21 protein-coding genes are annotated in these 26625 nt (G+C 65.2%); 9 read left to right on the top strand and 12 right to left on the bottom strand.

Annotated elements, in window-relative coordinates; genetic code table 11:
• Nucleotides 1-350 precede the first annotated feature (350 nt).
• The gene (locus tag P12x_RS22575) at nucleotides 351-1439 is read right to left on the bottom strand and encodes an alkene reductase (protein WP_435007144.1); all 1089 of its coding nucleotides are present in this window, start codon (nucleotides 1437-1439) and stop codon (nucleotides 351-353) included.
• A 203-nt stretch (nucleotides 1440-1642) separates the two neighbouring features.
• Between P12x_RS22575 and P12x_RS22570 the strand changes: the two genes are divergently transcribed.
• Both P12x_RS22570 and P12x_RS22565 read left to right on the top strand, forming a co-directional pair.
• Nucleotides 1643-2572: an alpha/beta hydrolase gene (locus tag P12x_RS22570; RefSeq protein WP_435007142.1), complete on the top strand. Its 930-nt coding sequence runs from the start codon at nucleotides 1643-1645 to the stop codon at nucleotides 2570-2572.
• A 320-nt stretch (nucleotides 2573-2892) separates the two neighbouring features.
• Nucleotides 2893-4254, top strand: a complete 1362-nt coding sequence (locus tag P12x_RS22565; RefSeq protein ID WP_435007141.1) for a Gfo/Idh/MocA family protein — start codon at nucleotides 2893-2895, stop codon at nucleotides 4252-4254.
• 268 nt (nucleotides 4255-4522) lie between these two features.
• Here P12x_RS22565 and P12x_RS22560 read toward each other — a convergent pair whose 3' ends face one another.
• The 3 genes from P12x_RS22560 to truD all read right to left on the bottom strand — a co-directional run bounded on the left by P12x_RS22560 (nucleotide 4523) and on the right by truD (nucleotide 7952).
• Complete coding sequence (locus P12x_RS22560) at nucleotides 4523-5572, bottom strand: hypothetical protein (protein ID WP_435007139.1); 1050 nt, start codon at nucleotides 5570-5572, stop codon at nucleotides 4523-4525.
• A gap of 102 nt (nucleotides 5573-5674) precedes the next feature.
• The gene (locus P12x_RS22555; protein ID WP_435007138.1) at nucleotides 5675-6160 is read right to left on the bottom strand and encodes a hypothetical protein; all 486 of its coding nucleotides are present in this window, start codon (nucleotides 6158-6160) and stop codon (nucleotides 5675-5677) included.
• A gap of 532 nt (nucleotides 6161-6692) precedes the next feature.
• The gene (truD, locus tag P12x_RS22550) at nucleotides 6693-7952 is read right to left on the bottom strand and encodes a tRNA pseudouridine(13) synthase TruD (protein ID WP_435007137.1); all 1260 of its coding nucleotides are present in this window, start codon (nucleotides 7950-7952) and stop codon (nucleotides 6693-6695) included.
• 115 nt (nucleotides 7953-8067) lie between these two features.
• Here truD and P12x_RS22545 point away from each other — a divergent pair, with 115 nt between their 5' ends.
• Nucleotides 8068-8886: a hypothetical protein gene (locus P12x_RS22545; RefSeq protein WP_435007136.1), complete on the top strand. Its 819-nt coding sequence runs from the start codon at nucleotides 8068-8070 to the stop codon at nucleotides 8884-8886.
• Nucleotides 8887-8907: 21 nt separating this feature from the next.
• Here the strand turns inward: P12x_RS22545 and P12x_RS22540 are convergent, their stop codons facing one another.
• From P12x_RS22540 to P12x_RS22505, 8 genes are all read right to left on the bottom strand, one after another.
• Nucleotides 8908-10314 (bottom strand): hypothetical protein, encoded by a 1407-nt coding sequence (locus tag P12x_RS22540; RefSeq protein WP_435007135.1) that lies wholly within the window; start codon nucleotides 10312-10314, stop codon nucleotides 8908-8910.
• Between the two features lie 92 nt (nucleotides 10315-10406).
• On the bottom strand, nucleotides 10407-10949 hold the full coding sequence (locus P12x_RS22535; protein WP_435007133.1) for a hypothetical protein: 543 nt from the start codon (nucleotides 10947-10949) through the stop codon (nucleotides 10407-10409).
• Entirely contained in the window at nucleotides 10946-13729 is a 2784-nt protein-coding gene (locus P12x_RS22530; RefSeq protein ID WP_435007131.1) for a tetratricopeptide repeat protein, read from the bottom strand. Before P12x_RS22530 ends, P12x_RS22535 begins: the two co-directional genes overlap by 4 nt.
• Before the next feature lie 256 nt (nucleotides 13730-13985).
• Nucleotides 13986-14426, bottom strand: coding sequence for a DUF2007 domain-containing protein (locus P12x_RS22525; RefSeq protein ID WP_435007130.1), 441 nt, complete (start codon nucleotides 14424-14426; stop codon nucleotides 13986-13988).
• A 128-nt stretch (nucleotides 14427-14554) separates the two neighbouring features.
• Nucleotides 14555-15463, bottom strand: coding sequence for a hydrogen peroxide-dependent heme synthase (hemQ, locus tag P12x_RS22520; protein ID WP_435007129.1), 909 nt, complete (start codon nucleotides 15461-15463; stop codon nucleotides 14555-14557).
• Between the two features lie 97 nt (nucleotides 15464-15560).
• Nucleotides 15561-15884: a helix-turn-helix domain-containing protein gene (locus tag P12x_RS22515; RefSeq protein ID WP_435007128.1), complete on the bottom strand. Its 324-nt coding sequence runs from the start codon at nucleotides 15882-15884 to the stop codon at nucleotides 15561-15563.
• Between the two features lie 16 nt (nucleotides 15885-15900).
• The gene (locus P12x_RS22510; RefSeq protein ID WP_435007126.1) at nucleotides 15901-16248 is read right to left on the bottom strand and encodes a type II toxin-antitoxin system RelE/ParE family toxin; all 348 of its coding nucleotides are present in this window, start codon (nucleotides 16246-16248) and stop codon (nucleotides 15901-15903) included.
• 113 nt (nucleotides 16249-16361) lie between these two features.
• Nucleotides 16362-17645 carry an acetyl ornithine aminotransferase family protein gene (locus tag P12x_RS22505; protein WP_435007124.1) on the bottom strand — a complete coding sequence of 428 codons (1284 nt, stop codon included), beginning with the start codon at nucleotides 17643-17645 and terminating at the stop codon, nucleotides 16362-16364.
• A gap of 227 nt (nucleotides 17646-17872) precedes the next feature.
• Between P12x_RS22505 and P12x_RS22500 the strand changes: the two genes are divergently transcribed.
• The 6 genes from P12x_RS22500 to P12x_RS22475 all read left to right on the top strand — a co-directional run bounded on the left by P12x_RS22500 (nucleotide 17873) and on the right by P12x_RS22475 (nucleotide 26611).
• Entirely contained in the window at nucleotides 17873-20437 is a 2565-nt protein-coding gene (locus tag P12x_RS22500) for a M14 family metallopeptidase (RefSeq protein WP_435007123.1), read from the top strand.
• 77 nt (nucleotides 20438-20514) lie between these two features.
• The gene (locus P12x_RS22495; protein WP_435007122.1) at nucleotides 20515-20769 is read left to right on the top strand and encodes a hypothetical protein; all 255 of its coding nucleotides are present in this window, start codon (nucleotides 20515-20517) and stop codon (nucleotides 20767-20769) included.
• A gap of 334 nt (nucleotides 20770-21103) precedes the next feature.
• Nucleotides 21104-22474, top strand: coding sequence for a Mur ligase domain-containing protein (locus tag P12x_RS22490; protein WP_435007120.1), 1371 nt, complete (start codon nucleotides 21104-21106; stop codon nucleotides 22472-22474).
• Nucleotides 22434-23315: a UDP-N-acetylmuramate dehydrogenase gene (murB, locus tag P12x_RS22485; RefSeq protein ID WP_435007119.1), complete on the top strand. Its 882-nt coding sequence runs from the start codon at nucleotides 22434-22436 to the stop codon at nucleotides 23313-23315. The genes P12x_RS22490 and murB overlap by 41 nt, the downstream gene beginning before the upstream one ends.
• A 147-nt stretch (nucleotides 23316-23462) precedes the next feature.
• On the top strand, nucleotides 23463-24539 hold the full coding sequence (locus P12x_RS22480) for a hypothetical protein (RefSeq protein WP_435007117.1): 1077 nt from the start codon (nucleotides 23463-23465) through the stop codon (nucleotides 24537-24539).
• A 125-nt stretch (nucleotides 24540-24664) separates the two neighbouring features.
• Entirely contained in the window at nucleotides 24665-26611 is a 1947-nt protein-coding gene (locus P12x_RS22475) for a preprotein translocase subunit SecA (protein WP_435007116.1), read from the top strand.
• Nucleotides 26612-26625 lie beyond the last annotated feature (14 nt).

Below are 26625 nucleotides of genomic sequence, written 5' to 3'. Positions count from 1 at the left end.
ATCCTGGATTGAAGACGCTAACGGAGATGGCGTGGAAATGGTGATAAGTGGTTTTTTAGTCAAGGTTTGAGGCTCGCGAGATCCCGTGGAAAAAACGAACCCAATCACTCGTCAGCCCCCTGGGAAATACGAACCCAAGCTCCTCGACTCACCATCTCCGTCCTGCATAGGCCTGGAAAAACGAACCCAATGGTCCGATTCGCCATCCCTTCCTTAAGGGAACTCTTCTCGATAAGTTCACCTAGACTCGCTCGATCTAAACTTACGTTTCCTGGCAAAGGAAATAGTTTGACTAATCGATCCGCAGTGGGGACTTCGGGTTTGGCCAACCGCAAGTTGCAACCTCGCCCTCAGGGAGCCAGCCGGGGATAGTCGGTATAGCCGCGATCGTCGCCGCCGTAGAATGTGTGGGGATTCCCGGGGTTCAGCGGGGCATCGAGCCGGAATCGCTCGACGAGGTCGGGATTCGAGATGAAGGGCCTTCCGTACACGATCAGGTCGGCCCGACCTGCAGCGAGCGCAGACTCTCCGGATGCCTTCGTGAATCCGCCCACCGCGAGTAGCGTCCCGTCATAGATCGGTCGGAGGAGGTCGGTGGGGTTGAAGGGCGGGGTGGTCCCTCGCGAGTAGCCGCTATCGTACCCGACGTGGAGATAGGCCAGTCCGAGCGGGTTGAGCCGCCGGGCGAGTTCGGTGTACGTCCCGGCGGGGTCGTCGTCGAACGTGTCGTTGACGGTGAATCCGGGGCAAATCTTGATCCCGACCCGATCCGCGCCGCGGACCTGGCAGAGGGCGTCCAGCACTTCCAGGGTGAACCGAGTTCGCCCCTCCAGCGAGCCTCCGTAGGCATCGGTCCGCCGATTCGAGCCGGTGACCTGAAATTGGTTGGGGAGGTAGCCGGTCGCCGCGTGGAGTTCCACCCCGTCGAATCCGGCCTCGATCGACAACTCGGCCGCTCGTCGATAGTCCTCGACGACCCCGTGGATCTCCTCGGTCTCCAGTGCGCGGGGCGTCTCGAAGGGGACCTTGCCGTCGAAGGTGTGGATCTCGCCGGAGATCGCGATGCTCGACGGGGCCACGGGCAGGGCGTGGCCCGGAAGGAGCGAGGAGTGCGAGACTCGCCCGGCGTGCATCAGTTGCACGAAGATCCTTCCACCGGCCTGGTGGACGGCGTCGGTGACCTTCCGCCATCCCGAAGCCTGTTCTTCGTTGTGAAGGCCGGGGGGGTAGGTGTAACCTCGCCCCATCGGGCTGGGGTGGGTCCCTTCGGTGATGATGAGGCCCGCGGTCGCCCTCTGGGCATAGTAGCGGACCATCCGCTCCGACGGGATGCACCCCTCATCGGCCCGGATCCGAGTCATGGGCGACATCACGATCCGGTTCGGTAATTCCAACGCACCGAGTTTCACCGGGGTGAAAAGGGTTGGCCTCGTGCTCATTCTTCGACTCCTCGAATCGTCGACGCCTCGCGACCCGTTCGCCCGGCCGGGTGAAAATTGTTGCCGATCTCGCGTCGCGATGCGACCCTTCCTGTCTGGTGTCCGACCGTGCGAGACCTGGTTCCAGCCGTGGCGAGGTGCCGATTTCGAAGGACTCCGTCCCCGGGAGCCTCCCGTTTCCCAGACCTGTAGGAGGTCCGAGCATGTCCAGGATCACTCTCCTTGCGACGCTTCTGATCGGCTTATTAAGCTCGTCCTCGGCATTGTCGGCCGAGCCCCTGGTGGTCGAACTCTGGCCGGGGAAGGTCCCGGGGGATGTCGGGCTCGATCGACCGGAGACCAGCCGGATTCATCAATCTCCCATCGTGGGACCGACGAAGCTGATCACCAACGTGACGAAGCCCACCCTCACCGTCTATCGTCCCGACCCGTCGAAGAACACCGGGACGGCGATGGTGATCTGCCCGGGGGGCGGTTATTGGGACCTGTACTGGGAACTCGAAGGGGAGGAGGTGGCCGCCTGGCTGACCTCGCAGGGGATGACCGGGATCATCCTGAAGTATCGATGCCCGAGACGCCCCGGGGATGTGAAGGGAGAGCCTCCCCTCGGCCCGCAGCTCGATGCCCAGCGCGCGGTCAGCCTGGTCCGGAGCCGGGCGAAGGAGTGGGGGATCGACCCGGATCGGATCGGGATGGTCGGATTCTCGGCGGGGGGCCACCTCGCGCTGGCGACCGCGACGGGGTTCCCGAAACGGCTCTACGAGCGGATCGACGCCGTGGACGACGTGAGCTGTCGGCCCGATTTCGCGATCCTCTGCTACTCGGGCTACTTCAAGGCCAAAGACCGGGATGAGATCCGGCCCGGTTTCTCCTTCCCGGAGGGGACCCCGCCGATCTTCCTGGCCCATGCCTCCGACGACGGCGAGCATCACGGAGGGTCCGACTCGGTGAACAGCGTGGTGATGTATCTGGCCCTGAAAGAGGCGGGGGTCCCGACCGAACTGCACATTTACGCGACGGGGGACCACGACTTCGGCGTCCGGCAGGATGACAAGCTCCCGTCGAGCTGGACGGGGCTCTGCGTCAACTGGCTCCGGAGTCGAGGCCTGCTCGCGCCCGGACCCGTCCGCTAGGGTGTAGCCGCGATTTCTGGTGGTGCCTTGATTCCTGGCCCCCCTCTCCCTATTCCTCCCCCACCAGGGGGGAGGGGAACAGACTCCCAGGAGTCGAGGATCAAGGCATCGGCGAAAATCGACCCCCGCTCCCCTCGTGGGAGAGGGGGCGAACGACTCCAACCGCCGTAAGCCCCAAGAATCCGCGGGGACACCCCGTCCGGTAGGGGATCGTTGCGGTCGAGGGGAGTCCCCGGCATACTCGGGGGATGGTCCGGGGGTCCCGAGGGTCGTCGGGCCGGGCTATCTCCGCTCCCCAACTTCCATCGAGGACCGCATCCATGATCCGTCGACCTTCTCGTCGCGACATTCTCCGCCAGGCGGCCGTGGCCGGGCTGGCCGGCCCGATCCTGGGGGGCGGCTCGATGTCGTTCGCCCGGCCCGCCCCGAATGATCGAGTCCGGTTCGCCTGCATCGGCGTGGGCGGCAAGGGGAACAGCGACACCAACGACGCCGGCCGGTTCGGCGAGATCGTCGCCCTCTGCGACATCGACGAGAACACGCTCGACAAGATGGCCGAGAAGTACCCGGACGCCAAGAAGTACACCGACTACCGGAAGATGCTGGAGGAGCTGGGCGACAAGATCGACGCCGTGACCGTCAGCACGCCCGACCACACCCACGCCCCGGCGGGCGCGATGGCGATGCGGATGGGCAAGCACGCCTTCATCCAGAAGCCCCTCACCTGGTCGGTCGAGGAAGCTCGCGTCCTCCGCCAGATCGCCGCCGAGAAGAAGCTGGCCACCCAGATGGGGAACCAGGGGACCGCCGCCGACGGGTTCCGCCGAGGGGTCGAGGTGATCCGCTCGGGCGTCCTCGGCGCGGTCAAGGAGATCCACGTCTGGACCGACCGGCCAATCTGGCCGCAAGGGATCGCCCGTCCGACCGATACCCCGCCGGTCCCCTCGCACGTCCACTGGGACGAGTTCCTCGGCTCGGCCCCCGAGCGTCCTTACAACCCGGCCTATCACCCCTTCGCCTGGCGGGGCTGGCTCGACTTCGGGACCGGCGCCCTCGGCGACATGGCCTGCCACACGATCAACGTGGCCGCCATGGCCCTCCACCTGTTCGACCCCAAGACCGTCGAGGTCGTCGATACCTCGGGGATCGTGGACAACCAGACCTATCCCGTCTGGTCGGTGATCAAGACCCACTTCGGCCCGCGTGAGGGGCGAGGCCCGGTCGACCTTTTCTGGTACGACGGAGGCGAGAAGCTCCCCGAGAACAAGCGGGCCTACAAGGAGAAGCTCAGCGGGGTCGACGTCACCCAGAGCGGCCTGGTCCTGGTCGGCGAGAAGGGCTCGTTCTTCTCCAAGAACGACTACGGCTCCGAGTATTTCCTGCTGACCCCCGAAGGCGGGAAGCTGGAGGAGCCCAAGGTTCCCGAGAGCCTCCCCCGATCCCCCGGCCACTTCCAGGAGTGGGTCGAGGCGATCACCGCCAACGATCCCAGCAAGGCCCTCTCGAACTTCGACTACGCCGGACGACTGACCGAGACCGTCCTCCTCGGGGTCGTCGCCATGAAGGTCGGCGAGCGGATCGAGTGGGACTCGCACGGGATGAAAGTCAAGAACAACAGCGACGCCGACCAGTTCATCCGTCGCGAGTACCGGAAGGGGTTCTCGATCCACGAGAACGCCTGATCCTGCCCTTCGATTCGCATCCTTCCCCCTCCCTCTCCCCCTGGGAGAGGGCCGGGGTGAGGGGCATTCTGAATGGCGAGGGAAGCCGCTCCGAGGAACGAGGCGATCGTCGGTGGAAATTCGGCAGGACGGGTGCGACCTCGGATTGATGTGTTGCAACTCGCCCGGATTGCGAGGGCGATTTACGCTTGGGCTGTGAAGCGCCGTTAAAAATTCACCCGATGCGCGCGAACGAGGTTGTTCGCGCCCTGCCTGCTCCTCCTCGCCTTCACGGCGCGATATTACGCTCGTACCTCTCGATCCGATCGCCACTCACGAGGTGGGTCACGCCGTCGCGATGCTTATCCAGCCATTGCTGCGGGAATTTCGCGATCAAGATGGACTTCTCCCAAACGCGATAGGTCCCAGTCTCCTCGGCCGGCACTCCCGCAGGGCGGGGCTCGGGCGTCCTACGGATGTAGACGCGTCGGGGCAGCTGCATGACGCGAGTCGCGGTCCAACTCATGGGGCCGTTCTTCTCCCCGGCCGTTCGGCCCTCCGGGCGCCACGCCCCCCCCTGGACTTCGAAGACGGTCCCCTCCTTGCCACAGAGGAACCAGGTCGGCCCCATCGTGCCGATCAGGTGTTCGGGGACGAGGGTGTTCGCCGGCGGGCCGGGACCGCCTCGTTCATCGAACTTCACCGAGACCAGTCGCCAGCGACCATTTAGATCCGACTCGGGCTCGAGCCTGACCACCGGCGGAGCGATCCGCCTCCAGACCTCCACGTCCCGGTCCTCGACGGTCGCGAAGTCGGCGGGCATCCGGATGCCCCCTACGGGGAAAGCCAGCCAGAGCAGGTCGCCCCGCAGGTGGTAGATGGCCTTTGACCTCTGTAACCGCGGGGACGGCCCGCGACTAAGCTCGATGATGGGCCACGGGCTGGCCTGCGTCCGGGTCGGTGCCCAGTTCACGTAGGGCGGGAAACCATTGATCTGGCCCCTGAAAGGCCCCGGCTGGTGCCATCCCCAGACGCTCGCCCCCTCATCGGGCCCCCACCAGATGAACTCCTCCTCGACGACGAGCCGGTCGCCGACCTTGGTCCCTCCCCGGTCGCCCGACTTCGCGACGAGCTGCCAGGTCCCGGCGAACGCGGCGTCGGTCTCCAGGTCGGGGGCCTCCAGGAGGGCCGGCTCGACGACCGGGACTTTCGAGGGGTCGGGTGGCCTCGGATCGTCTCCGGCGGAGACCAGGCCCGGAAGGGCTAGGGTCACCGCGAGCATCACCGTGACCGATGCGAAGGACTTTCGACTTGCTCCGTTCGGCTTGATCGGATGCATGGCGATATTTCCCCTGGTCTGGAGGGGCACTCGATATTATTTGATCTCAAACCCGCCCGAGGCGCCGGTGTCGGCGCCGTTCATCGTCCAGTCATACCAACATTATTTGAGTAAATGACCTTCGCTTTTGGACTGCACCACTAACCGAAAGTCACCGCTTCCGCCCGACGACGCAGACCGATCGCCTCCTGATGTCCCTTCAAGGGTGAAAGTCATCGAATGGTCCGTCCTCGCCCTCAGGAGCGACTCTTCGCTGAACGACAGTAGCCATTTAGCAAGCCGTGGAAGGGCCTCGTTGACGACCAACTCTTCGACCAGCTTGCGAATCTCCGAGGGGACGGCGTAGATCGAAAGGCTGAGGGTGTGGCGAGAGGACTTTCTCCGGGGCCCATAGTAGCGGGCGGTGAGGACAATGTTATCTCCGGAGTTGCCGCAGAAGCTGACCCCAGTAACTTTTGTGATTCCCTCGCGGCGGAGGAAATTGTCCAGGACCGAACGCTTCATGGGAAAGCTGAAGCCTTTGGGCAATTTCGCTTTGCCGTGGAACTCGTAACGAATATCAACATGCATTACATGGTTGTGGTTCATCAGAATTTCTCTATTGATTGTCACCTCTCACCTATAATTGAACGCCCCGGCCCGCACTTGGTGCTCTGCGGCTGTGGCCTTCTTGGCCCCAATGACTTCCTAACTCGGGCCGGCACCGATCGACCCTCTGTGTTGGCCTTCCCAGAAGGCTTCGCGCTCCAGCGACGATGCCGAGGCCTCGTACCTGTCCGACCACCGCTGGCAGAAGGCGAGCCGGTTTTGCATCGAATCAGACGCTACCACGCCCACCGCGAGGACCGCCACTGTGACCATCAGGAGACGCAGGGTGATCTGGGGCCGTCGCATGGATGGGTCCTGTAAGACCTCGCCGCTACACCATCCGTGCCAGTTTAATCTCGATGTAAATCCTTTGACGAAGGGCGAAATCCTAAAAAATTCGGCGTGATATTCACCCGTTACACTTTCGGCAACCGTCCCATGGACCAACTTACACCGTCTCAGACCACGTCTCAACGAGATGGGTGTCTCATCCGAAGGCCAAATCGATTCGAGGTCACACCCGGCAGGACCATCACTCCGACCCTGGTTCGGAGGGAGAGTGTTGCATGGAATCCTCCGGAGCCTCCTCGGGTTCGTTCTCCGACTCGTCGCTGGAATCGATCCCGGCCGCGACCGTGACTCGCTTGACGACCAGGGTGGCGTAGGCTCCCTTCGGGAGATCGAAGCCGAGTGCGATCTTGAACCGACCGGGATACAGTTCGTCGGGGGATGTCTCCTGGGTCAGTCCCTCCGGGAAGAAGAGGGCGGGGCGGACCCCTTTCGAGAAGAAGATGTCCTTGAGGTGCTTCACGCGGAGGTCTTCCCAGGCCAGGCCGAAGCCGGCGACGACTTCGAGGGCGGCCTCGCGAATCGGGCCTTCGGGGGGCAGGGGGGTCCGGGTGGCGGGCAAGGGAAGCCTCGCCGCCGACAGTTCGGCGGCCTGGTCGGGTTCGAGCCCTCGATGAATCGGCAGGGTGGCCACCTTGAACTCGACCGGGATTCGCTGGTTTTCTCGGGTTGTTCGCTCGATCAGTCGGCCGAGCGTCAGGTTCCAGAGGTGGCTCTGGAAGGCCGAGAAGTAGATCGACCTCAACTCGCGACGGAGCCGGGCGAAGACCCCCCGGAAGTCGGTCGGGTGGTCGACCAGGTACGTGACCAGGCTCCTCGAGTGCGAGCGGGGGAGTCGGGCCTTGGCCTCGGCCCAGTTCCCCCAGGTTTCGCGGAGGATCGACTTCTCGTGCTTGGCCTCGGCCCGGTCCGAGGCGGTCGGCTCGGCGATCGCCAGGCGGAGTGCTTTCTCGTGGTCGCCGGCGAGCCAGGCCCTCGCGATGAAGTCGCCGTCGAAGCCGACCGAGCCGAACCGCTGGTCGTCGAAGTAGTTGGGCAGGCCGTCGTTCGGGAGTTCTGCGAGCGCGATCCGGGCGGCTCCGGCCTTCTCGCGTGTGAGGTCGCGGAGGACCACCGTGAACCGGTTCCCTCGGAAGGCGTTGGGGCCGTAGGGATGACTCAGACGCCCGAGCGGTTCGAGATCGATGGCCCCTTCGCGGAGCCCCTGGTCGGGCCCGCCCAGGATCGTCAGGTACTGAATCGTGACCGCGTGCCGGTCCTTCAAGCCTCCGTAACTGAGCTGCTGGCCCGAGAGATTCCAGCGCCTCCGGATCGCCTCGATGGCCTCCATCGTGCCGATCCCGCGCTTGGTCAATCGGTAGAAGCCGAACCGGCCCCGATCCCCCCCCTCGACCAGGGGTAATTCCTCGACTCGAAAATCCTCGGGCTGTCGTTTGAGCTTCATGCCAAGATCTTAACGAGTTGGCCCCCTCGGCCGCGAGGGGTGGGGGTGACCCGGCCCCCGGCCTTCGGGTAAGCTCAGGGTTCGCCCGTCGACGTCGGAACAGGGAGCGCAGGAGATGCCCGACTTTCCCGAACTGCCGATCATCCCCCCGTCCAAGAATCCGTTCCCCGAACTCCCGGTGATCACGCCCGACCCTCCCCGGAAGTCGCTCCGCGAGAAGTACGGAGGCTTGTACTATCTGGGGATCGCCGGACTGGTGGTCTCGCTGTTCCTGGTGACGAGCTTCGCCTATGGAGTCTGGGCGCTCCGGGATATCTGGACGGCCGTCTATACACTGCACCATGATGGTAGAAGCGAGCCCGATCGGATCCGGTCGGCCTGGGCGATCGCGCGGCACCCGTCGGTGAACGATCGTCAGCGATCCGACATGGCGCTCCGCAAGACCCTCCCCAAGCTGGCCCGCTACGTCCTGGCCGAAAGCCTGACCTCGGAGTCGATCCAGGCCGACCCGAAAGGCTATGCCTTGATGGTCGCCAGGAGCGAGGGATGGCCCGACTGGTTTCGCCTGCTGATGGCCCGGCCGATGGCCTACGGGGTCGGCGAAGGGTACCAGATCTCCTGGGAGCCCCTGGACCAGCTCCGCCAGCACAAAGATCCCGCGATCGCCCTCTGGGCCACGTATACCAGGGCCGCGATGGCTCCCGGTAATCCTCAGGCGCTGAAGGCGTTGCAGGAGGCCGCCGCCCGAGGCGATCGGTATTCGCCGCTTGCCGCTCTCCTTGAGGCTGCCGCCCTGACGGAGGGTGCCGATCGAGTCGAAAAGCTCGACGAGGCCACCCGATGGCTCCGGGATCACCACCCCGAAGCCATCGAGATCTGGAAGGGTTGGGCGGAGAAGGATGGAAAGCTCGTCCAGGTCCCGGGGGAAGAGTGAGAGATCGAGCCGATTCGCTCGTCAGTTACGCCGGGGGTCGACCTCCGCGAGGATCGCGCTGACGGCCTGCTGGTTGAACCCCATGAAGCCTTCGCGCCGCTGCAAGTCTTCCAGGTGGCTGCCGATCGCCCCCTCGGCCAGGAATCGGGCGTGCTGTTCCTGGTCGATCAGGCCCGCGGCGAGCGCCCGATCGAGGCGATGAGGGTGGACCGCCCAGCGCTCGCCGACGGTGAAGGCCTGGCGGAGGAACGGGAAGTCGGAGAACGGCTTCATCATCTCAACGCCAGCCTCGGCTTTGAGGTCATCGCGGAGGGCCTCGAAGTCGAACTGGGCTTCGAGGTGGTGCATCCCCGATTCCAGAATCGACTCGCCGTGCAAGGCGACCCAGAGCCCGACCGTATTGGGCCGGGGGAGTTCGGGGAGGACGACGTGGGAGAAATCGGCCGAGGCCTCGTGAGGCGCGAGGTCGAGGTCGGCGAAGATGACAATCCCGGTGGTCGGATGCTCCAGGACCTGCGCGCCCCATCCGGCCTGTTCGCCGGCGTGGAACCGTTCTCGGATGTGGAATCCGAGGGTCTCGAAGATCCGGATCAAGCGCGGGAAGAATTTCCGGGACGATCGAAACGTGTGGTGATCGTGGTTGGCCCAGCCCAGGCCGAGCCGGTCCTGCCGGGCCTTCTGGACCCTCGCCGCCCGGTTTCGGGACTGCCAGTATTCCCGCTCCACCTCGAAGATCAGGTGGCAAGCCAGGTCCGGCCCACCGGCCAGCTCGATCACCCGGGCCAGGGTGGCCTCGGTCGCCCCGAAGCCTTCCTCGTCGTCATCGAACCTCCGGCGGCGGGCCTCCCAGAGGTCGCGGGCGGCCAGGGCGTCGCGGGTCGATTGCGGGGTCATCCGGCCGGCTCGCGCCATCTCGCTCGCGAACGGGTCGAACCCGGCGAAGCCTCGACGCTCGACCACGGCCAGGCTCGTCCCCGGGCCGTCAACCCGCCCGAACCGGTAAGGCCCCATCGGATAACCCTGGATCGCCAGGCCCAGATCATGAGCCCGAGAGAACGCCGGGAGTGACTCCACCTTGATCGCGATCTCACGGACATCCGCCCCCGAACCGGCCGCCGCGACCAGGATCGAGGGGAACATCCCTCCTTCATGCTTGAGGACCGGCCAGCCCAGAGGGTGGGGGGTCTCCTGTCGCGAGTAGCCGAGCCCTCGAACGGTCTTCGCCAGGCCGGGGGCGTCGCCCAGGACCAGATGATCAACCCAGTCCTTGAAGCGGGTGCTGGTCTCGCGGGCCATCCGATCGGCCAGATTCGCCGCGAACGGATTTCCCGCGAGTCCCGACGCGATTTTCTCATCGACGAATGCTTCGGTCTCGGGCCAGCGCTTCCAGGCGAAGGGCTCGGAGGCGGGTGGGGTCGCGGTGGCCATGATGATCTCTCCGAGGGGCCGATAACCTGCAAGGGCTTCCCTATCATTGTAGGGTCAAGCTCGCTTACTTTCTGGACCTCTCCGATCTGCGCTCAGTCCATATACCACACGACCAGGTCGCCCAGTTGGCTCAGGAAGGCATATCCGGCGATCCAGAGGGCGGGATGGAGCAAGGCCTTCCCGATCCGGATCGCCGGTTTGGAGTCTCGATCGAGGCTTCCCAGAGCTCGAAAGATCGCCAGGGACAGGCAGACCAGGGCTGAAGGCAGGGACGCCACGATGAATACAAGTGTGGTCGAAAACGGGATATCGACCCAGACGCTGATGAATTTCGGGTCGTCCAGCATCAGCCGGGGTTGATGTCCCAGGAAGGCCCAGGCGGTCCACCAGGTCGCGAGGAGGCTCAACCCGAGGAGCGTGGGGAGGGCCGCAGCGACCCAGGAGAAGGCCTCCCAGCGACGATCGGGCCTGGCCAGTGCCGGTGGTCCCAGGAGGATCATCAGGGCGATTCCGATGCCGATCCCTTCCGCCACCCCGAAGACGCCGAAGAGGACGCCCAGGATCGCCACCAGGATCATGATCCGCTTGATGTTCCAGCGAAAGTGCCCGATCGTCCGGGCCGGAGCCTCGATCATGGTTGCTTGGCCTTCTCCGCGACGTACCTGGAAACCAGGTTGATAATCTGCCGGGCAGCCCCTCGCGAGACGTCGTTTCCGGCGGACTTCTCGGCGAGCTTCGCCTCGGCCAGGGCTTCCTCCGCATGGCCGTCGTCCTGCTCCAGGACGGCCAGGCCGTAGTGGGCTTCGAACGATGAGGGGTCGGCCGTCAGGGCTTCCCGGTATGACTTCCCGGCCGACGCGTAATCTCCCTCGATGAGGTAGGTGGCGGCGACGCGCGCTGCCCGTATCGCGGTCGGGGCGTCGGGGGCCTTGATCCAGGCGTCCCGGGCCAGGTCGGGCTGCCCGAGGTGGATCCGGAGGACGGCCAACCGGTCGGCCCACTCCCAGGGGCGGGCCTCGGGTCGGAAGGCGTTCGCGATGACCTCGGCGGCGGTGGCGGCCCGGCCTTGATTCAACAGGCCGCCCACCAGGCCTTCCAACTCGCTCAGGTTGGCCCACTTCGTCGAGGGCGGAGACCCGAGTCGGGTGCGGAGCTGACTGGCCTTCTCGGCGGCCCTCGCCTTCTCCATCTGCTGCCCGAGATTCTTGTTGGGCTGTTCGGCGAACCTTTCGAAGAGCGGGAGCGAGGCCTCGTCCATCCCCCGCATCTCGAAGAGATTGGCGAGATAGTAGAGGCAAGTCCCCTCGCTCGGGTCGAGTGCCAATGCCTTGGATAGTTGATAGCTGGACCGGGCGAGGGTGAGGTCGAACGCGGGATCGAACGGGAGCCGGAAACGAGGGATGGCCTGCTCGACCATCAAGGGATCGCGGAGGTATTCGAGGAGCCCGGCCTGTTTCCAGCCGTCGAGGTCCCGGCGATCGGTCTCGCGGAGCTTCCGGGCATAATCAAGGCCCAGAAGCATCATGGGCCGGCTCCGTCCGTCGCCCCCGGGCCTGGCCTTGAGCTGCGCCGCGATGAAGCGGAGGGAACGGGCCGTGGCCGCCAGTGTAGCCGGGCCGTCCTGGAAAGAATCGGCCTCGCGAACGAAGTGGCGCGCCCCGAAATCGACCTCATATTCCTCGACGATCTGCCGGTTCGAGTCGTGGACGAAGAGGCAGACGATCGGGTCGAACCAGACACATCGATAGCGCGGGGAGTTGAACAGGGTGGCCGCGAGGCCCGCGTTGCCGGGGTCGAGGTTGTCGACCATCACGGCGGGCCGCCCCATTCGATCCAGCTCCTCGGACCAGCCAGGCTTGTTGGTGCCGATCCGCGACTGGAGATCCATGTACTGCTGATAAAGATCCGACCCCATCAATTCGAGCCGGGCGTCGGTGTAGACCTTCTTCTCGGGAGCCCAGTAATACTCGTAGAGGGCCGGGTGCCCGTTGTGGAAGCCGACCAGTCGGTCCGGCATCCCCGGCTTCCCGGCGAACTTCACGGCCTCGCGGGGGAACCAGAGCGGCTCCTCGCCGAGGCCGATCGTCCGACCTTCCCCGGTCCACTGGTAGAATCGTCCCGAGGCGACGCTCGCGAAGACCAGCGCGATCGCGCCGAACGTCGCGAGTCGGGGCCAGCTCCTCGCGACCTTCGCGTCCGGATCTCGGCGGAGTTTCCTGGCCCGGATGGCCCCGGCCCACTCGCCGAAGTTCCAGGCGGTCACGGTCCCGACCACGGCCGCGAACTGGTGGCTGTTCCGGGTCGCCGCCAGGCTCAACGTGCTGAACGCCCCAAACAGGAGGATCCGGAAGATCGAGAGCCGCCAGGCGGCGGGATTCTCGACGGGCCTGGCATCGGCCTTCTTCTTCCCCTTGGCGGCCTTTCGATTCCCCTTGGGCTCGGGACGCTGGGCGGCGGCCGCGACTTCGTCGCGATCGGCCACCCTCACCCAGCCGCTCCAGAGCAAGGGGAGGAGAAAACTCAAGGCCCCGAGAGCCATCGTGGCCAGGTGGAGCTGGAGCGGCAGGTTGTCGATCCCGACTTCTTCGATGAAGGTCGGGAGCGGCTTCAACTCCCCGATCGTGTTCTTGAAGATCGGGTTGCTCATCGTCCCGGCGAGCTGGATCGGATACAGGGTCCCGACCAGGCCGTATGGATTGAAGAGGCAGGCCAGGGCGGTCAACCCGGTGGCCGAGAGGACCTTCCCCCACCAGGCCTTGCGCCCCTGATCGAAGGCTCCTCTACGGGTCGCGGCGTCGATCAGGGCGAACCCGATCAGGATCGGTTCCAGGAGGAATAGGCCCTGCGTGTTGACCCAGCCGAGTTGGACGATCGGCAGGCCGAACGCGAGCCAGGGGCGACGCTCCCAGCGGAACAGGATCGCCAGGACGATCGAAAGATAAAGGAGCGAGATCGTCTCCGGCCGGATATACATCCGACCGCCGAGGACCAGGATCGCCGGGAGCCAGGCCAGGAGCATCGGCCAGACCGGCCACTCTCGACGGCGGGACGTGATCAGCAGGAGGACCGCCAGGCAAGTGATCAGGCACTTGGCCAGATTCAGCCCCAACACCCCGCCGAGATGCTGGTATCCCCAGCTCAAGGCGACCTGGAACCCCCAGTGGAGGTCGACCCAGGGATGCCCCTCGGCCCCGAAGGTGAAGGTGTCGACGGTCGGAACCTGTCCGGTCTGGCGAATCAGGTCGCCCGCCTTCAGGTGCCACCAGAAGTCCGTATCCTTGAGCGGGAAGATTCCGAGCAGGAATGTCAGTGCCAGGAATCCGGCGATGAGCCCCAGGTCGGCCACGAGCAAGGCGAACGGGACCTCGGCGGGATCCCCCGGCCGGGTCCGGGCGGCCGTCGAGGCTTGACTCATGGGGACGACTCCGGGCGAAGGCGGCGGGACGGGAATCTTGAGGATCGAATCCATCGACGATCCGTCCAGTCTAACCCGCCGAACTCGGCTCGGTCGAGGCGTCTCACTCCCCTTCGTGGGCTCGGTCGACGCTTCAAGAACGAGGAATCACCGGAGGTGAAGTGTTGCCGAGCGGATCGAGGCCCGCCATCCCCTCGGGAATATGGCATGCCTCGTTCCGCTCGGCAACTTCCGACGCGATCCTGGATCGAGCGGATTACTCATCGATGGGCGTGGCTTTGTTCTTCTCGTAGGTGGCCAGCCAGGCCCGGGCTCGGGGCAGGTCCTCGGCCCGGACCCAAATCCGGGGGTTTCCTTCCACCATCGAACCCAGCGTAGCGTGGAGATCGTGCGTGTCGTGCGCCGCGGGGATGTCCGCCTCGTTGAGCTGGTCGGCCAGGAATCCGGCCTCCATCAAGTCCAGGGCTCGGTAGGCCTCGACAAGCTCGCCTCCTTGGAGAGCCTCGGGAAGCTCGTGGATCACCGGGCCGCTATGCTCGACGTCCAGCTCGGGGATGATCGGGTCCGACTCGATCGGTCCGGCATCATCCGCCCTGACGAATGAGGGGTCCACCACCCCGTCGGGCGAAGTTCCGCAGTTCCAGCAGACTTCGAACGAAGGGTCCACCTTCGAGGCACACTTCGGGCAGGTCCACATGCGCTTCTCCAGTCATTTGCGAACGTCAGGGAGAGGTCGATCCCGATCGGATCGCGTGCCTCGCCCCGAGTGAGAGTTGGGCCGAAGACCTGGCCAGGGTCGTCTCGCCACGCCGAGGGCCTTGCAACTTAGCCGACGCGGATGGTGTCGAGCAACTCGGCCGGGGGCAAGATGTATCCGAAATAGAAGTCGCCGAAGAGGGCGTACTTCGCCGAACTCTCGTCGAACCGCATCGAATACACGATGTCCTTGAGGTAGGACGGGTTACGCCCCCAGAGGGTGACGCCCCACTCCCAGTCGTCCAGGCCGGTCGAGGCGGTGATCACCTGGCTGACCTTCCCGGCGAACTTCATGCCGCTCCGGCCATGCTGGCTCATCATCTCGGTCCGCTCCTCGAAGGGCAGGAGGTACCAGTTCTGGTGCCCTTGCCGCATCTTGCTCATCGGATAGAAGCAAAGGCAGGGCCAATCGGGGAACTCGGGGAAGAGTCGCTGCTTGTTCATCGGGACGAGCCGGTCGGCATAGGCGGCGACCTTCGTCTTGTAGACGCTGCTCTCGGGATCGACCCCCTCGCGCTCGCGGAGGATCTTGCCGTAGGCCTCGACATCCGGGACGTACTCGGAGATCTCGGTAATCGAGTAGAATGAGTAGGTCGGGATCAGGGCCGGCCCCAGCGCCGAGGCCTGGATCGCGAGCTGGATCCCGTGGATCGCCTTGAGGTCGATCCCGGCCAGCATGATCCCGAAGTCGGCCTTGTGGCCGGGGACCGCGAAGACATGCTGCTGCTCGGGGGTCCCCGGGCGAGTGGGATCGAGGGCTTCCAGGATCTGCCGACGCCCCTCGCGTCGGGTGACCTCGGGTAGATGTGCGAGGGCCGCCCGGTCGACCCGGTAGAAGACGTGGAGGAAGTGCCAACCCGCCTCGGGGACCAGGGTGGCCGGGACTCGCTCGGCCGAGGAGGGCCGATGGCCATGCGGCATCGGCTGCGAGGCCGGACGAGGGGTCGGATCGGTCGAGGCTTCCGCGCCTTGCGACATCGGGGGACGCTCCGTTATGGCTGATGCTTCAAGGGTGGATCAGTCGCCGATTGTAAGCCGCTCGCGGCCGGAGGAACAAGCGAGGCGTCTTCAGTGCTCATTCGCCGAGGGACCGAAATTGATTGATCACCACCGGAGGCTTGCCGGGAAAACGAGCGACGATCTCCAACTCGCCTCCCATCGCCTGGATGTAATCGCGGAGAGTGCTGAGGTACATATCGGTACGCCGCTCCATCTTCGAAACGGCGGCCTGATTGACTCCCAGTCGCTCCGCGAGCACGGCCTGAGACTGATGCTGGGCGGACCGAAGCTCGCTCAGCGTCGCCTCCGCCGCCAGCAATTCCCCCGTCCGGACCTCGATGGCCTTCCGGGTTTGCTCGGGTAAACGTGCGACGACTTCATCCCATGGTTTCGCGGGCATTCGCAGTTCATCCTTATCAATCGTCCAGGTTTGCCAGGTGCCGTCGATATCGATCGTCGGCAATCGGGATATGGGTCTTGTACCAGCGTTTGTCGCCGCCCTTGTTCCCGCCCAGCAGCAAGACACCGATACGTTGAGGGTCGAACGCGAACAGAATTCTCCAGGGTTCCCCGGCGATCTGAATCCTGAGTTCTTTCATGTTCGGAAATGCCGAGCCCTTGATCCCGTCGACGCGGGGCCGACCCAGTCGAGGGCCAATCTCACGGAGCACGCCGACATTGGCCGCAATTTCAATTTGCTCGGATTCCTGCAAAGTTTCAAAGCATTCCGCGAACTCATCAATCGCCAGGATTTCCCAGGGCATCGCGAGATTTCCGGTGACGGACGATAGAAGAAACCCGCCGGTCTAACCGGAACATCGTCAGGAAGAACAGTCGAGAAGTCATCGAAGAAGGGTATTCCCTCGAAGGAATACTGTCAAGCGGGAGGATCGAATAAATCGAGAGTGTCGCCCAGAATCTCAACGCCCATCTCAACCTGTCGCGAGGTCAAGCAGAGCGGCGGGCAGAATCGGACCGTGCTCGGCCCGCAGGGCAAGAGCAGGAGCCCTCGGTGGAAGGCCTGGTCGATGATCCGATCGCGGAGGGTTGGATTGGGCTGGCCGTCGGTCTGAATCTCCATCCCGATCATCAGGCCGAGCCCCCGGACCTCCTTGATCATCGGGTGGCGTTCGGCCAGCGTTCGGAGGCCGGACATCAATTGCTCGCCCTGATGATGGGCGTTGGCCCGATAGCGATCCTCGACCAGCTTGAGCGTCGCCAGGGCCGAGGCGCATGCGACGGGATTTCCCCCGAAGGTCGAGGCGTGACTGCCGGGGGGCCAGTCCATCACGTCGGCCCGGGCGATGATCGCCCCCAGGGGTAGGCCGTTGGCGATCCCCTTGGCGAGGCAGACGATGTCTCCGGCCACGTTCCAGTGCTCGGATGCGAACATTCGACCCGTCCGCCCGATCCCGGTCTGAACTTCGTCGAGGACCAGCAACGCCCCGGTCTCGTCGGCAATCTTCCTCAGTTCGGGCAGGAAGTCGTCGGGCGGGACGATGTATCCTCCCTCGCCCTGGATCGGCTCGACGAAGATGGCGGCCAGTTCCTGGGGCGGGCAGGTGGTCTTCAGCAACGACCTGACACAGCCAGCGTTCCCGTATCGGGCGTGGTGGATTTCCGGGACGAGCGGGCTGAAACCTTGCCTCTGGATGGGTTTGGAGGCACTCAGGCTCATCGCCCCGTAGGTCCGACCGTGGAAGGAGCGATGAAATGCGATCACCCGGGGCCGCCCGGTGTGTCGGCGAGCGAGCTTGAGCGCGGCCTCGATCGACTCGGCCCCGCTGTTGGTGAAGAAGACCCGCTTGGGGCCGTCGCCGGGTGCGAGCCGGGCCAGCTGCTCGGCGAGCTTGATCTGGGGCCGGTAATAGAAGTCGGTGCCCGACATGTGGATCAGGCGACCCGCCTGCTTTCGGATCGCGGCGACCACTTTCGGATGACTGTGCCCGGCGGCCGTGACCGCAATCCCCGCGGTGAAGTCGAGGAAGCGGTTACCGTCGAGGTCCTCGATCATCGCCATCTTCGCCCGGCGGACGACGAGGGGGTAAGTCCGAGTGTAGGACGGGGACATCACCGACTTGTCGCGGGCCAGCCAGGCCGAGGCCCTGGGGCCGGGCAGGGGGCCGACGATCCGAGGCTCGTCGCGATGCAGGGCGATCATGGCGACTCCTTCCGGGGCGTAACGGATGAGGGAACCCCCGAGACATCCCCTGCTCGATTCTAGGGCCGGAAATCCCCCGATCAAATCGATGATGCCGGGGAGCGACCCCCTGGGACCTTGCCCCAAGGCTGTCCCGGCTCGACAATCGACCGGCCGCCGAGGCGTCCCGGTAAGGGCCGGTCGCGCTCACGGAAGGGCAGCCTGGACCGACGGGGAACCGACCGACCATGCGAACGACCACCCGCCTCGCCGGGGCCTTGAGCTTCGCCTTGATGGGATTCGTCCCGAGCCTCGGGGCCGAGGTCCCGTCCCCGGAGTCCCACCTGGGATTCCAGCCCGGGGCCGACTTCCGGCTGGCCAACTGGCCCTCGGTCGTCGAGTACTTCCGGAGGGTGGATTCGGCCTCCGATCGCGTCGAGGTCCGCGAGTTGGGGAAGACCACCGAGGGGCGTCCCTACCTCGTGGCGATCGTCTCGAATCCCGAGACGATTCGCGACATCGGCCGTTTTCAAGGCTTGCAGAAGCGGCTGGCCCGCCCGACCGAGGAAGATGCCCAATCGGTGGTCGAGGCGAAGCCGGTCGTCCTGATCACCTGCTCGATCCATTCGAGCGAGACGGCCTCGACCCACATGGCGATGGAACTCCTCCACGAGCTGGCCTCGGGGGACGATCCCGGGACTCGCGAGATCCTGGACAACGCCATACTCCTCCTGGTCCCCTCGGCCAACCCCGACGGGGTCGACAAGGTGGCCGCCTGGTACGAGCGGACGAAGGGGCATCCCTGGGAAGGCGAGGGCATGCCCGAGCTTTACCACAAGTACGCAGGGCACGACACCAATCGCGACTGGTTCATGCTGAACCTCCAGGAGACCAGGCTCCTGACCCGGTTCCTCTACCAGGAGTTCCCCCCGACCCTGGCCTATGACGTCCACCAGATGGGGCCGAGGGGGGCGCGGATGTTCGTCCCGCCGTTCTTCGACCCGGTCAATCCCAACCTCGACGCCCGGCTCAACCAGGGGATCTTCCTGATCGGGGCCCACATGGCCGCCGACCTGGCCGCCGCCGGGAAGACCGGAGTGTTGACTCATGCGATGTACGACAACTGGTGGAACGGGGGGATGCGGACCACGCCCCAGCGCCACAACGTGGTGGCCGTCCTGACCGAGGCGGCGAGCGTGAAGATGGCCTCGCCCATCTTCCTCGATCGAGCCCAGCTCTCGGGGGCCACCCGAGGGTTCGCCAATCATGACCCGGCCGTCAACTTCGTCGAGCCCTGGCCCGGCGGCTGGTGGCGGCTCCGCGATATCGTGGAATACCAGCAGATCTGCGCCCGGTCGATCCTGACTCTCGCGAGCCGTTATCGAAGGGCGTTCCAGGAGAATTACCGACGGATGGGGCTCGAAGCGATCCGGAAAGGTCGCGAGGAACCTCCGTTCGGCTGGGTCGTGCCGGCGGACCAGCGCGATCCGGGGTCGGCTTCGAAGATGCTTTCGATCCTCCACGACTCGGGAATTCAGATCGCCCGGGCCAGCCGCCCTTTCTTCGCGGACGGCGTGACCTATCCGGCCGGGAGCTGGCTGCTGCCCGCCGACCAGCCGTATCGAGCCCACCTGAAAGACATGATGGAACGCCAGGAATACCCGAATCGACTCGGACCCAATGGCGCGGCCGAACCGCCTTATGACGTGGCTGGCTGGACCCTCCCGCTCCAGATGGGGGTGAGGGTCGTGGCCCTGGGGACGCCGGTCTCGGGCGAGTTCGATCTGCTCGACCGGATCGAGCCGCCCCGAGGCACGGTGGTCGGCCTCGAGAATCCGAAATCCCTGGTGATCTCGAATCGGAGCAACGACGACTTTCGCGTCCTGAACGCACTCCTGGAGGCCGGGGTCGAGGTCCGGAGACAGTTCGGGCCAGGTCGTCCGCCCGAGAATGGGGCGGGAACCGTGACCTGCTCTCTGGCGTTCTCTCCGAGCCCCGAAGCGCGAGTGGTCCTCGACCGGGTCCTGCCGAACGTCTCGACCCAGGTCGAGGGGAGGGAAGGCAAGCCGACCGGATCCGTGATCGAGAAGCCTTCGGTCGCCCTCTATCAACCCTGGGTCCCGAGCATGGACGAAGGCTGGACCCGGCTGGTCCTGGAGCAGTTCGACTTCCCCTACCGCACGGTCCATGATGCCGACATCCGTTCGGGGAATCTGGCCCAGCGATTCCGAACCATCCTGATCCCGTCGATCCCCGATCGAGTCCTGCTCGACGGATACAGGCCGGGTAGTTCCGAACCGGCTTACGTCGGGGGACTCGGCCCCGAAGGGATCGGTGCGATCCGAGAGTTCGTCCGCGACGGCGGAACTCTCGTGTGCCTGGAAGACTCGTGCCGGTTCGCGATCGAAGAGCTGGGCTTGCCGGTCGTGGAAGTCACGAAGAATCTCCGATCTTCCGAATTCTACGCCCCGGGCTCGATCCTCCGGGCCGAGGTCCGTCCTCCATCCGGGCCGGCGGAGTCATCCCTGACGGTGGGGGTGCCCGAGGAACTGTCGATCTACTTCGATCGGTCCATGGCCTTCGAGGCGAGCCCGAGCATCGTCGGGCAGCCAACCTGGGTCTGGGCGACCTACGCGAAGGGGAACCCGCTGGAGAGCGGCTGGTTGCTCGGTCCCGAGAAGATTCAGGGTAAGGCCGCCCTGGTCGAAGTCGGGTTCGGCAAGGGGAGAGTGGTCCTTTTCGGATTTCCGCCCCAGCATCGAGGGCAGCCTCACGGGACGTTTCGACTTCTCTTCAACTCGCTGCGCCGTTAGTGATCGATCCGGCGCGCCCTTTGCGTTTCTGGTTGAGTAACTCCGCCCATACCAGAACGCAATCCGGGGATCGCACCATGTCCATGACCTCCTCCTACTCGGTAGCCCCCCATCAGCAGGGCGAAGGTGAAGTGACCAAGGCCATCGAATACTACACCAGTCAGGTTCCCTCGGGGACTTACCTGAGCCTGGCCGTCGGATCGATCGGCCTCTCGCTGGCGTTGCGCATGATGGGGCAGAAGCAGGCGGCGACTTTCGTGGGCCAGTGGGTCCCCACGATCCTGATCCTCGGCCTTTACAATAAGGTCGTGAAGGTCCAGGGCTCCGAGTGAGTCGCAGGATCTGCATCGAACCCCGACTCCCCGCACCTGGCCCACCCGGCCGGGTTGGCGGGGCGTCTTCGCATGAGGGGACCGCTGGACACCAGACTGGACTGGTTAAGGGATCCGTCGACGACAACGGCCGCTTGACGAGGCCCCTCCGGAATGCATACCATCCCGTCCTGGAAGAAGTTCGGGGTTGGGTGAAATCTGTCTTTTGGAATAGATGCGAGCGTGGTCCCGGTCGGGCCGATATTAAGGTCGTGAGGAGAGCGGTTATGCTCGGCCCATCCTGAGGCCGATCATCTCTCGCATCGGACCTTCCCGAGTCAGGGGGCGCTCGCCGATGGATCGGATGGGTTCGGGGCTTGCCCCCATGGGCAAGGGACGGGATCAAGCCCACCTGGTGGGCCTGGACGGGAGCAGCATGTCGGGCCTGGCCCAGATGCTAGTGCAGGGGGGATACCTGGTGACCGGATCGATTCCGACCGCCGGTCCGGCCGCCGAACGGCTCCGGGATCTGGGGGTCCGAGTCCACGCGGGTCACGCTCCCCGGGTTCTCCCGAGATCGGCCCGACTCCTGGTGTACGGCTCGGAAGTCGCTCGCGAACATCCGGACCGACTGACGGCGACCCGAACTGGTGTGGTCCAGGCGTCCTGGCCCGAGATCCTGGGGGGGCTCATCCGTCGAGGGATAGGTGTTGCTGCAACTGGGGGGCGTAGGGCCGGAGTGACGGCGGCGATGGTCGGCTGGGCCTTGACTCATGCCGGCCTGGACCCCACGGTTGTCCTGGGCGCGGGATCTCCCCAGCTTGGTGGGTCGGGGCGTTTCGGCCGCGGTAAGCATGTCGTCATCGACGCGGGAAGCGACGTTATCGAGGCGGGTCTCACCGGTCCCGACGTGGCTCTCCTGGTCGGTGACGACGGCCCTTCGGCCCGCCTGTCCGAGATCCATCGATGGATCGACGCCGCGCCACCCGGTGGCTACGTCCTGGGCCTGGCCGGAGCAGGAGACGCGACCGAAGTTGTCGAGTCGGAAGGGGTTCTGGTCGAACGGTTTTCGCTGGAACCCGGCCATGCCTGGTGGGGTGCCGATCTCCGCGAGGAACGGGGTCGATATCGATTTCGGGCCTTTTACCGGGGACGGTTCGCGGTGGAGGTCCGCCTCCAGGTCCCGGGCCGTCACCACGTCCTGGGGGCCCTGGCCGCGGTCGCCGCCTGCGGCCGGGTCGACCTGACCGCTCGGGCCATCAAGGAGGCTCTGGAGGAGTTTGATGGAGTCTCGCGCGGATTCGAGTCACGCGGGAGCTATCGGGGTGTTACTCTGGTGGACGACGAGGCGATCGGGACTCGGGCGGTGGCCGAGGCCCTCGAGGTCGCTCGGGAAGTTTTCGGACGGAGGCGGATTTGTGCCGTGTTCCGCCCGGATCCTCGGAGTACTCAGGTCGGGCCTGCCGCCGCGGAGTTTACCGAGGCCGACCTCGTCTTGATTATCGACGAAGAGGGCCTCTCCGGGGGACGGCAGGCGGAGGACCTCGCCCTGGCGGTGGCCACGGGGGGTAAGGGATCGTTGAGGGCGGCTGACCTCGATGGGGCGATCCGAGAGCTGGACCGGTATCTCGAACCCGGCGACGTGCTGGTGACGCTCGGGGCCGGCGACGTGGGGACGATAGCCGATGCATTCCTTCGAAGACTTTCGCGCGATCGTCACGACTGACGAACCGCTGGCGCCCCACACCTGGTTCCGACTTGGGGGGCCTGCGGCCTTTATGGCCCGGCCTCGGGATGTGTCGGAGGTGGTGGGGCTGATTCGACGGGCCCGCGAGGTCGGGATCCCGTTTCGGGTCCTCGGCGGCGGCTCGAATGTCCTGGTCCATGACGAGGGATTTCCCGGCCTGGTGATCCACCTGGAGAGCCCGGCCTTCTCGGACGTCGTGATCGAGGGCGGCCGGGTCGAGGCCGGGGCCGCGGTCCCCTTGACCGCCCTGATCTCGCAGACCGCCCGCGCCGGTCTGGCCGGGCTGGAGGTCCTCACCGGCATTCCGGGGACCGTGGGTGGATCGCTCCGAAATAATTCGGGTGGGCGGCAGGGGGCCATCGGGACGTTCGTCAGTCATGTGACGGTGGTCGACGATTTCGGCGAGGTCCTGGTCCGCGATCGCGAGGACTTGAGCTTCGAATATAGATCGTCCGACCTCGACGAGCCGATCATCCTCTCGGCCGGATTTCAGCTCGAATCCGAAGATCCCGAGACCCTGGTCCGGCGGATGCGGCGGATCTGGATCATCAAGAAAGAGAATCAGCCCTATGGCCACCAGTCCTCGGGCTGCATCTTCAAGAATCCAAGTCCCGAGATCTCGGCCGGGGCACTGGTCGAGAAGGCCGGGATGAAAGGACAGAAAGTCGGCGGGGCCGAGGTCTCGGACCGGCACGCCAATTTCATCGTCGCCCATCCGGGAGCGAAGTCGGCCGACGTCCTCCAGCTGATCGACCTGGCCCGTCAGAAGGTCCGCCAGCAGTTCGGCTACGAGCTGGAATTGCAGATCGTGATCTGGTGAGGCCGGATGATCGGTGCCCCTTCGACCCCTGCAGGGAACGTGGAGCGTTTCCCGGGGTCGATCGGGCTCGCGGAAGTCGGTCCTCCGGAGGTCGCGATCACGCCGGGCGAGCGGGCTTTGTCGCCTCAGTATCAGGGAGGGCCTCCGGTGACCGAGCCCCGCGAATCCGTCCAGGCCGAGCCGGAAGACGACGGCGAGGGCCGTCAGGCCCCGTCGCGCCGGTTCGCTCGGCTGGTCGAGTCGCCGGCCGCTCGTCGACTGGCCCTTCCCCGGCTGGCGGTGGCTGCCCTGGCCGGAATCCTATTGCTCGGCCTGAGTTGGGTCGCCGGATCACGCCTCGTTCAGTGGGTGATCGAGTGGGTCGACGCCCAGCCCGAGCAGCAGATGGCCTTTTCCGAAATCACCCTCGACCCCGCCCCTCCCCCCTATATCAGGACGGGTGCCGAGGGAATTCTGAAAACGGTCCAGCTCAACTCAAGACGCGCCGAGCATTTCTCGGTCCCGTCGGTCGATCTGTCGGCCCTGGCCAAAGATTTCCGGATCCATTCCCCCTGGGTGGCCGAAGTCGGGCAGATCCGGCGAAGCTACGGGCGTCTGGAAGTGCCTTTGGTGTATCGAAAGCCTGTCGCTCTCGGACCTTATGAAAAAGAACGATTCCTGGTCGTCGACAAGGACGCTGTCATCCTTCCCTCCGACGACATTGAATGGTCCGAGAAGGCGGATGGGGTCGACTGGGTCGAGAAGGGGAAGCGTTATCGAGTCCGAGGGATCGACGAGCCCCTGCTGATGATCCTGGATGTGGACCCGCCGGCCTCGATGCAGGCCGGGCTGGCCTGGAAGAAGGCGGGGGCTCCCGACCCCTTGGTGGGTGCCGATCCCAAGGTCAAGGGTGCCGCCCGACTTGCGGAATTCCTCCAGGGGCGCGCCAAGGTAACACCGGGCGGCAAGCCGGCGCCATCCATCGTGGCCATCCTCCCCGAAGGGGAGACCCTTCGCTACTTCCTACGGGACGACCGAGAGAACCTGATCTTCTGGGAGGAAGCCCCGGGGGCCGAGCCGATTGGGGAGCCTTCGGCCGAAGGCAAGTGGAAGATGCTCCTGGAGTGGGTCGATGCGAAGGGCCCGCTCGCGGCCAGGTGGCCAAACTACCTCTGGCTCAAACGCTCCGGGGCGGAAATCAGCAAGGGCCGGACCTCGAAGATCCAGCGAGATCGAAAGCCCTGAACCGACGATTCGGGAAGTTCGGAAGGATGTGTGTCCTGTTGGGGGTGGGCCGAGGTCGCGCGCGCCGGGCGATCGGATCGATGGCCGGCTCATCGACAGGAACGCGGAACAGGGAGATCGGGGTCATGGCTAGCCAACTCGGCCCAAAGTGGTTGAATCGGGTATCTCAGATTGCCGCACCGACGCATACCGGGCGGCTCGGGCTCTACGCCCTCCTGGCCGATCAGATCAATGCCCTCGAGCCGACCCTGGAAGCGGAGTCCGACGAGAAGCTCAAGGCTCGAAGCACCGCCCTGAAGCTCCGGGCTCGGCAAGGGGATTCCCTGAATAGCCTGCTGGTCGAGGCCTTCGCGCTCGTCCGCGAGGCGGCCAAGCGGACGGTCAAACAACGGCATTACGACGTCCAGCTCGTCGGCGGGGCGGCCATCCACTATCGATGTCTGGCCGAGATGGAAACCGGCGAAGGGAAGACCCTGGTCGCAACCCTGCCTGTTTACCTCAATGCCCTGGCCGGCAAAGGGGTCCACGTCGTCACCGTGAACGACTATCTGGCCACCCGAGACGCCGATTGGAACACGCCGGTTTATCAGATGTTAGGCATGTCCGTCGGCACGATCCAGACCGGACAGCCCGACCAGTCCCGACGAGCCGCGTATGCCTGCGACATCACCTATGGGACGAGCAAGGAGTTCGGTTTCGACTTCCTCCGCGACGAATTGAAGCGACTCCAGATCGGGGCCAATGAGCGCAAGTCGTTCGAGGAAGCCTTCCTCGGGCGAAATACCGTCGGCGGAGATCCTCCCGTCCAACGCGGACACTTCTTCGCGGTGGTCGACGAGGCCGACAGTATCCTGATCGACGAGGCGAGGACCCCGCTGATTATCGGGGCCAACAATCAGCCGACCCAGGAAGAGGCCGCCGCGTATTCGGGGGCCGACGCCCTGGCTGCCACGTTGGTCCGGATCAAGGATTTCAAGTACGACCCGGTCGAGCGCAAGGCCGAGCTCAACGCCTCGGGCCGTCGGAAAGTCCAGGTCTCGGCGGGACATTCGTCGTTCTCGACATTGACCGTCGACGGCCTCTACGAGTACGTCGAGCGGGCCCTCCGCGCCCAGATCGCCTACCTGAGGGACCGCGACTACGTCGTCTTCAATGACGAGATCGTGATCGTCGATGAGTTTACCGGACGCATGATGCCCGGTCGTCAGTGGCAGGACGGCCTCCACCAGGCCATCCAGGCCAAGGAGCGGCTGGAGATTACCCTGGAAACCATCACCGCGGCGCGGGTGACAGTCCAGGACTTCTTCCTCCGCTACAAGAAGCTCGCCGGGATGACCGGGACCGCGTCCACCGACGCCGCCGAGCTGAAGCGGGTCTACAAGGTCAACGTCTTCAAGGTCCCGACCAACCGGCCGGGCCGCCGGCGATGGGAATCCGACCGGGTCTTCTCGACCGAGAACGAGAAGTTCCAGGCCGTCGCCCAGCAGATCGTCGACTGGCATCATAAGGGCGTCCCGGTCCTGATCGGCACCCGGTCGATCGAGAAGTCCGAGAAGCTCAGCGCCCTGTTGAACGCGGCGAACATCGAACACCAGATCCTCAACGCCAAAAACCACGAAATCGAGGCCCAGATCGTCGCGGGTGCCGGCGCGCCGGGCAAGGTGACGGTGGCCACCAACATGGCCGGCCGAGGGACCGACATCAAGCTCAGCCCCGAGGTCGCCCAGCAAGGCGGGCTGCACGTGATCGGGACCGAGCGGCACGAGTCGCGCCGGATCGATCGTCAGCTGGCCGGCCGGTGCGCCCGACAGGGGGACCCCGGCCATTGCCAGTTCTTCGTCTCGCTCGAGGACGAGATCCTCGAAGCTTACGGCGAGAAGCCCGCGATCCGGATCCGCAAGCGGCACGCCGGCCGCGGGGAATTGACCAGCGGCCCGATGCGTCGGCTGGTCCTCGGGGCCCAGGCCCGCAAGGAACGTCAGCATTACCGCGATCGCAAACTCCTGATGAATTACGAAAAGCAGCGGGCTGACATGCGTAAGAATATGGGACTGAATCCCGTACTCGGTTGATGCCTGGCGTCCGA

This window comes from Tundrisphaera lichenicola, from assembly GCF_051175385.1.
In the GTDB taxonomy this organism is placed as follows: Bacteria; Planctomycetota; Planctomycetia; order Isosphaerales; family Isosphaeraceae; genus Tundrisphaera; species Tundrisphaera lichenicola.
The sequence above is the reverse complement of the archived record's forward strand: the minus strand, read 5'-3'. Positions and strand labels throughout refer to the sequence as shown.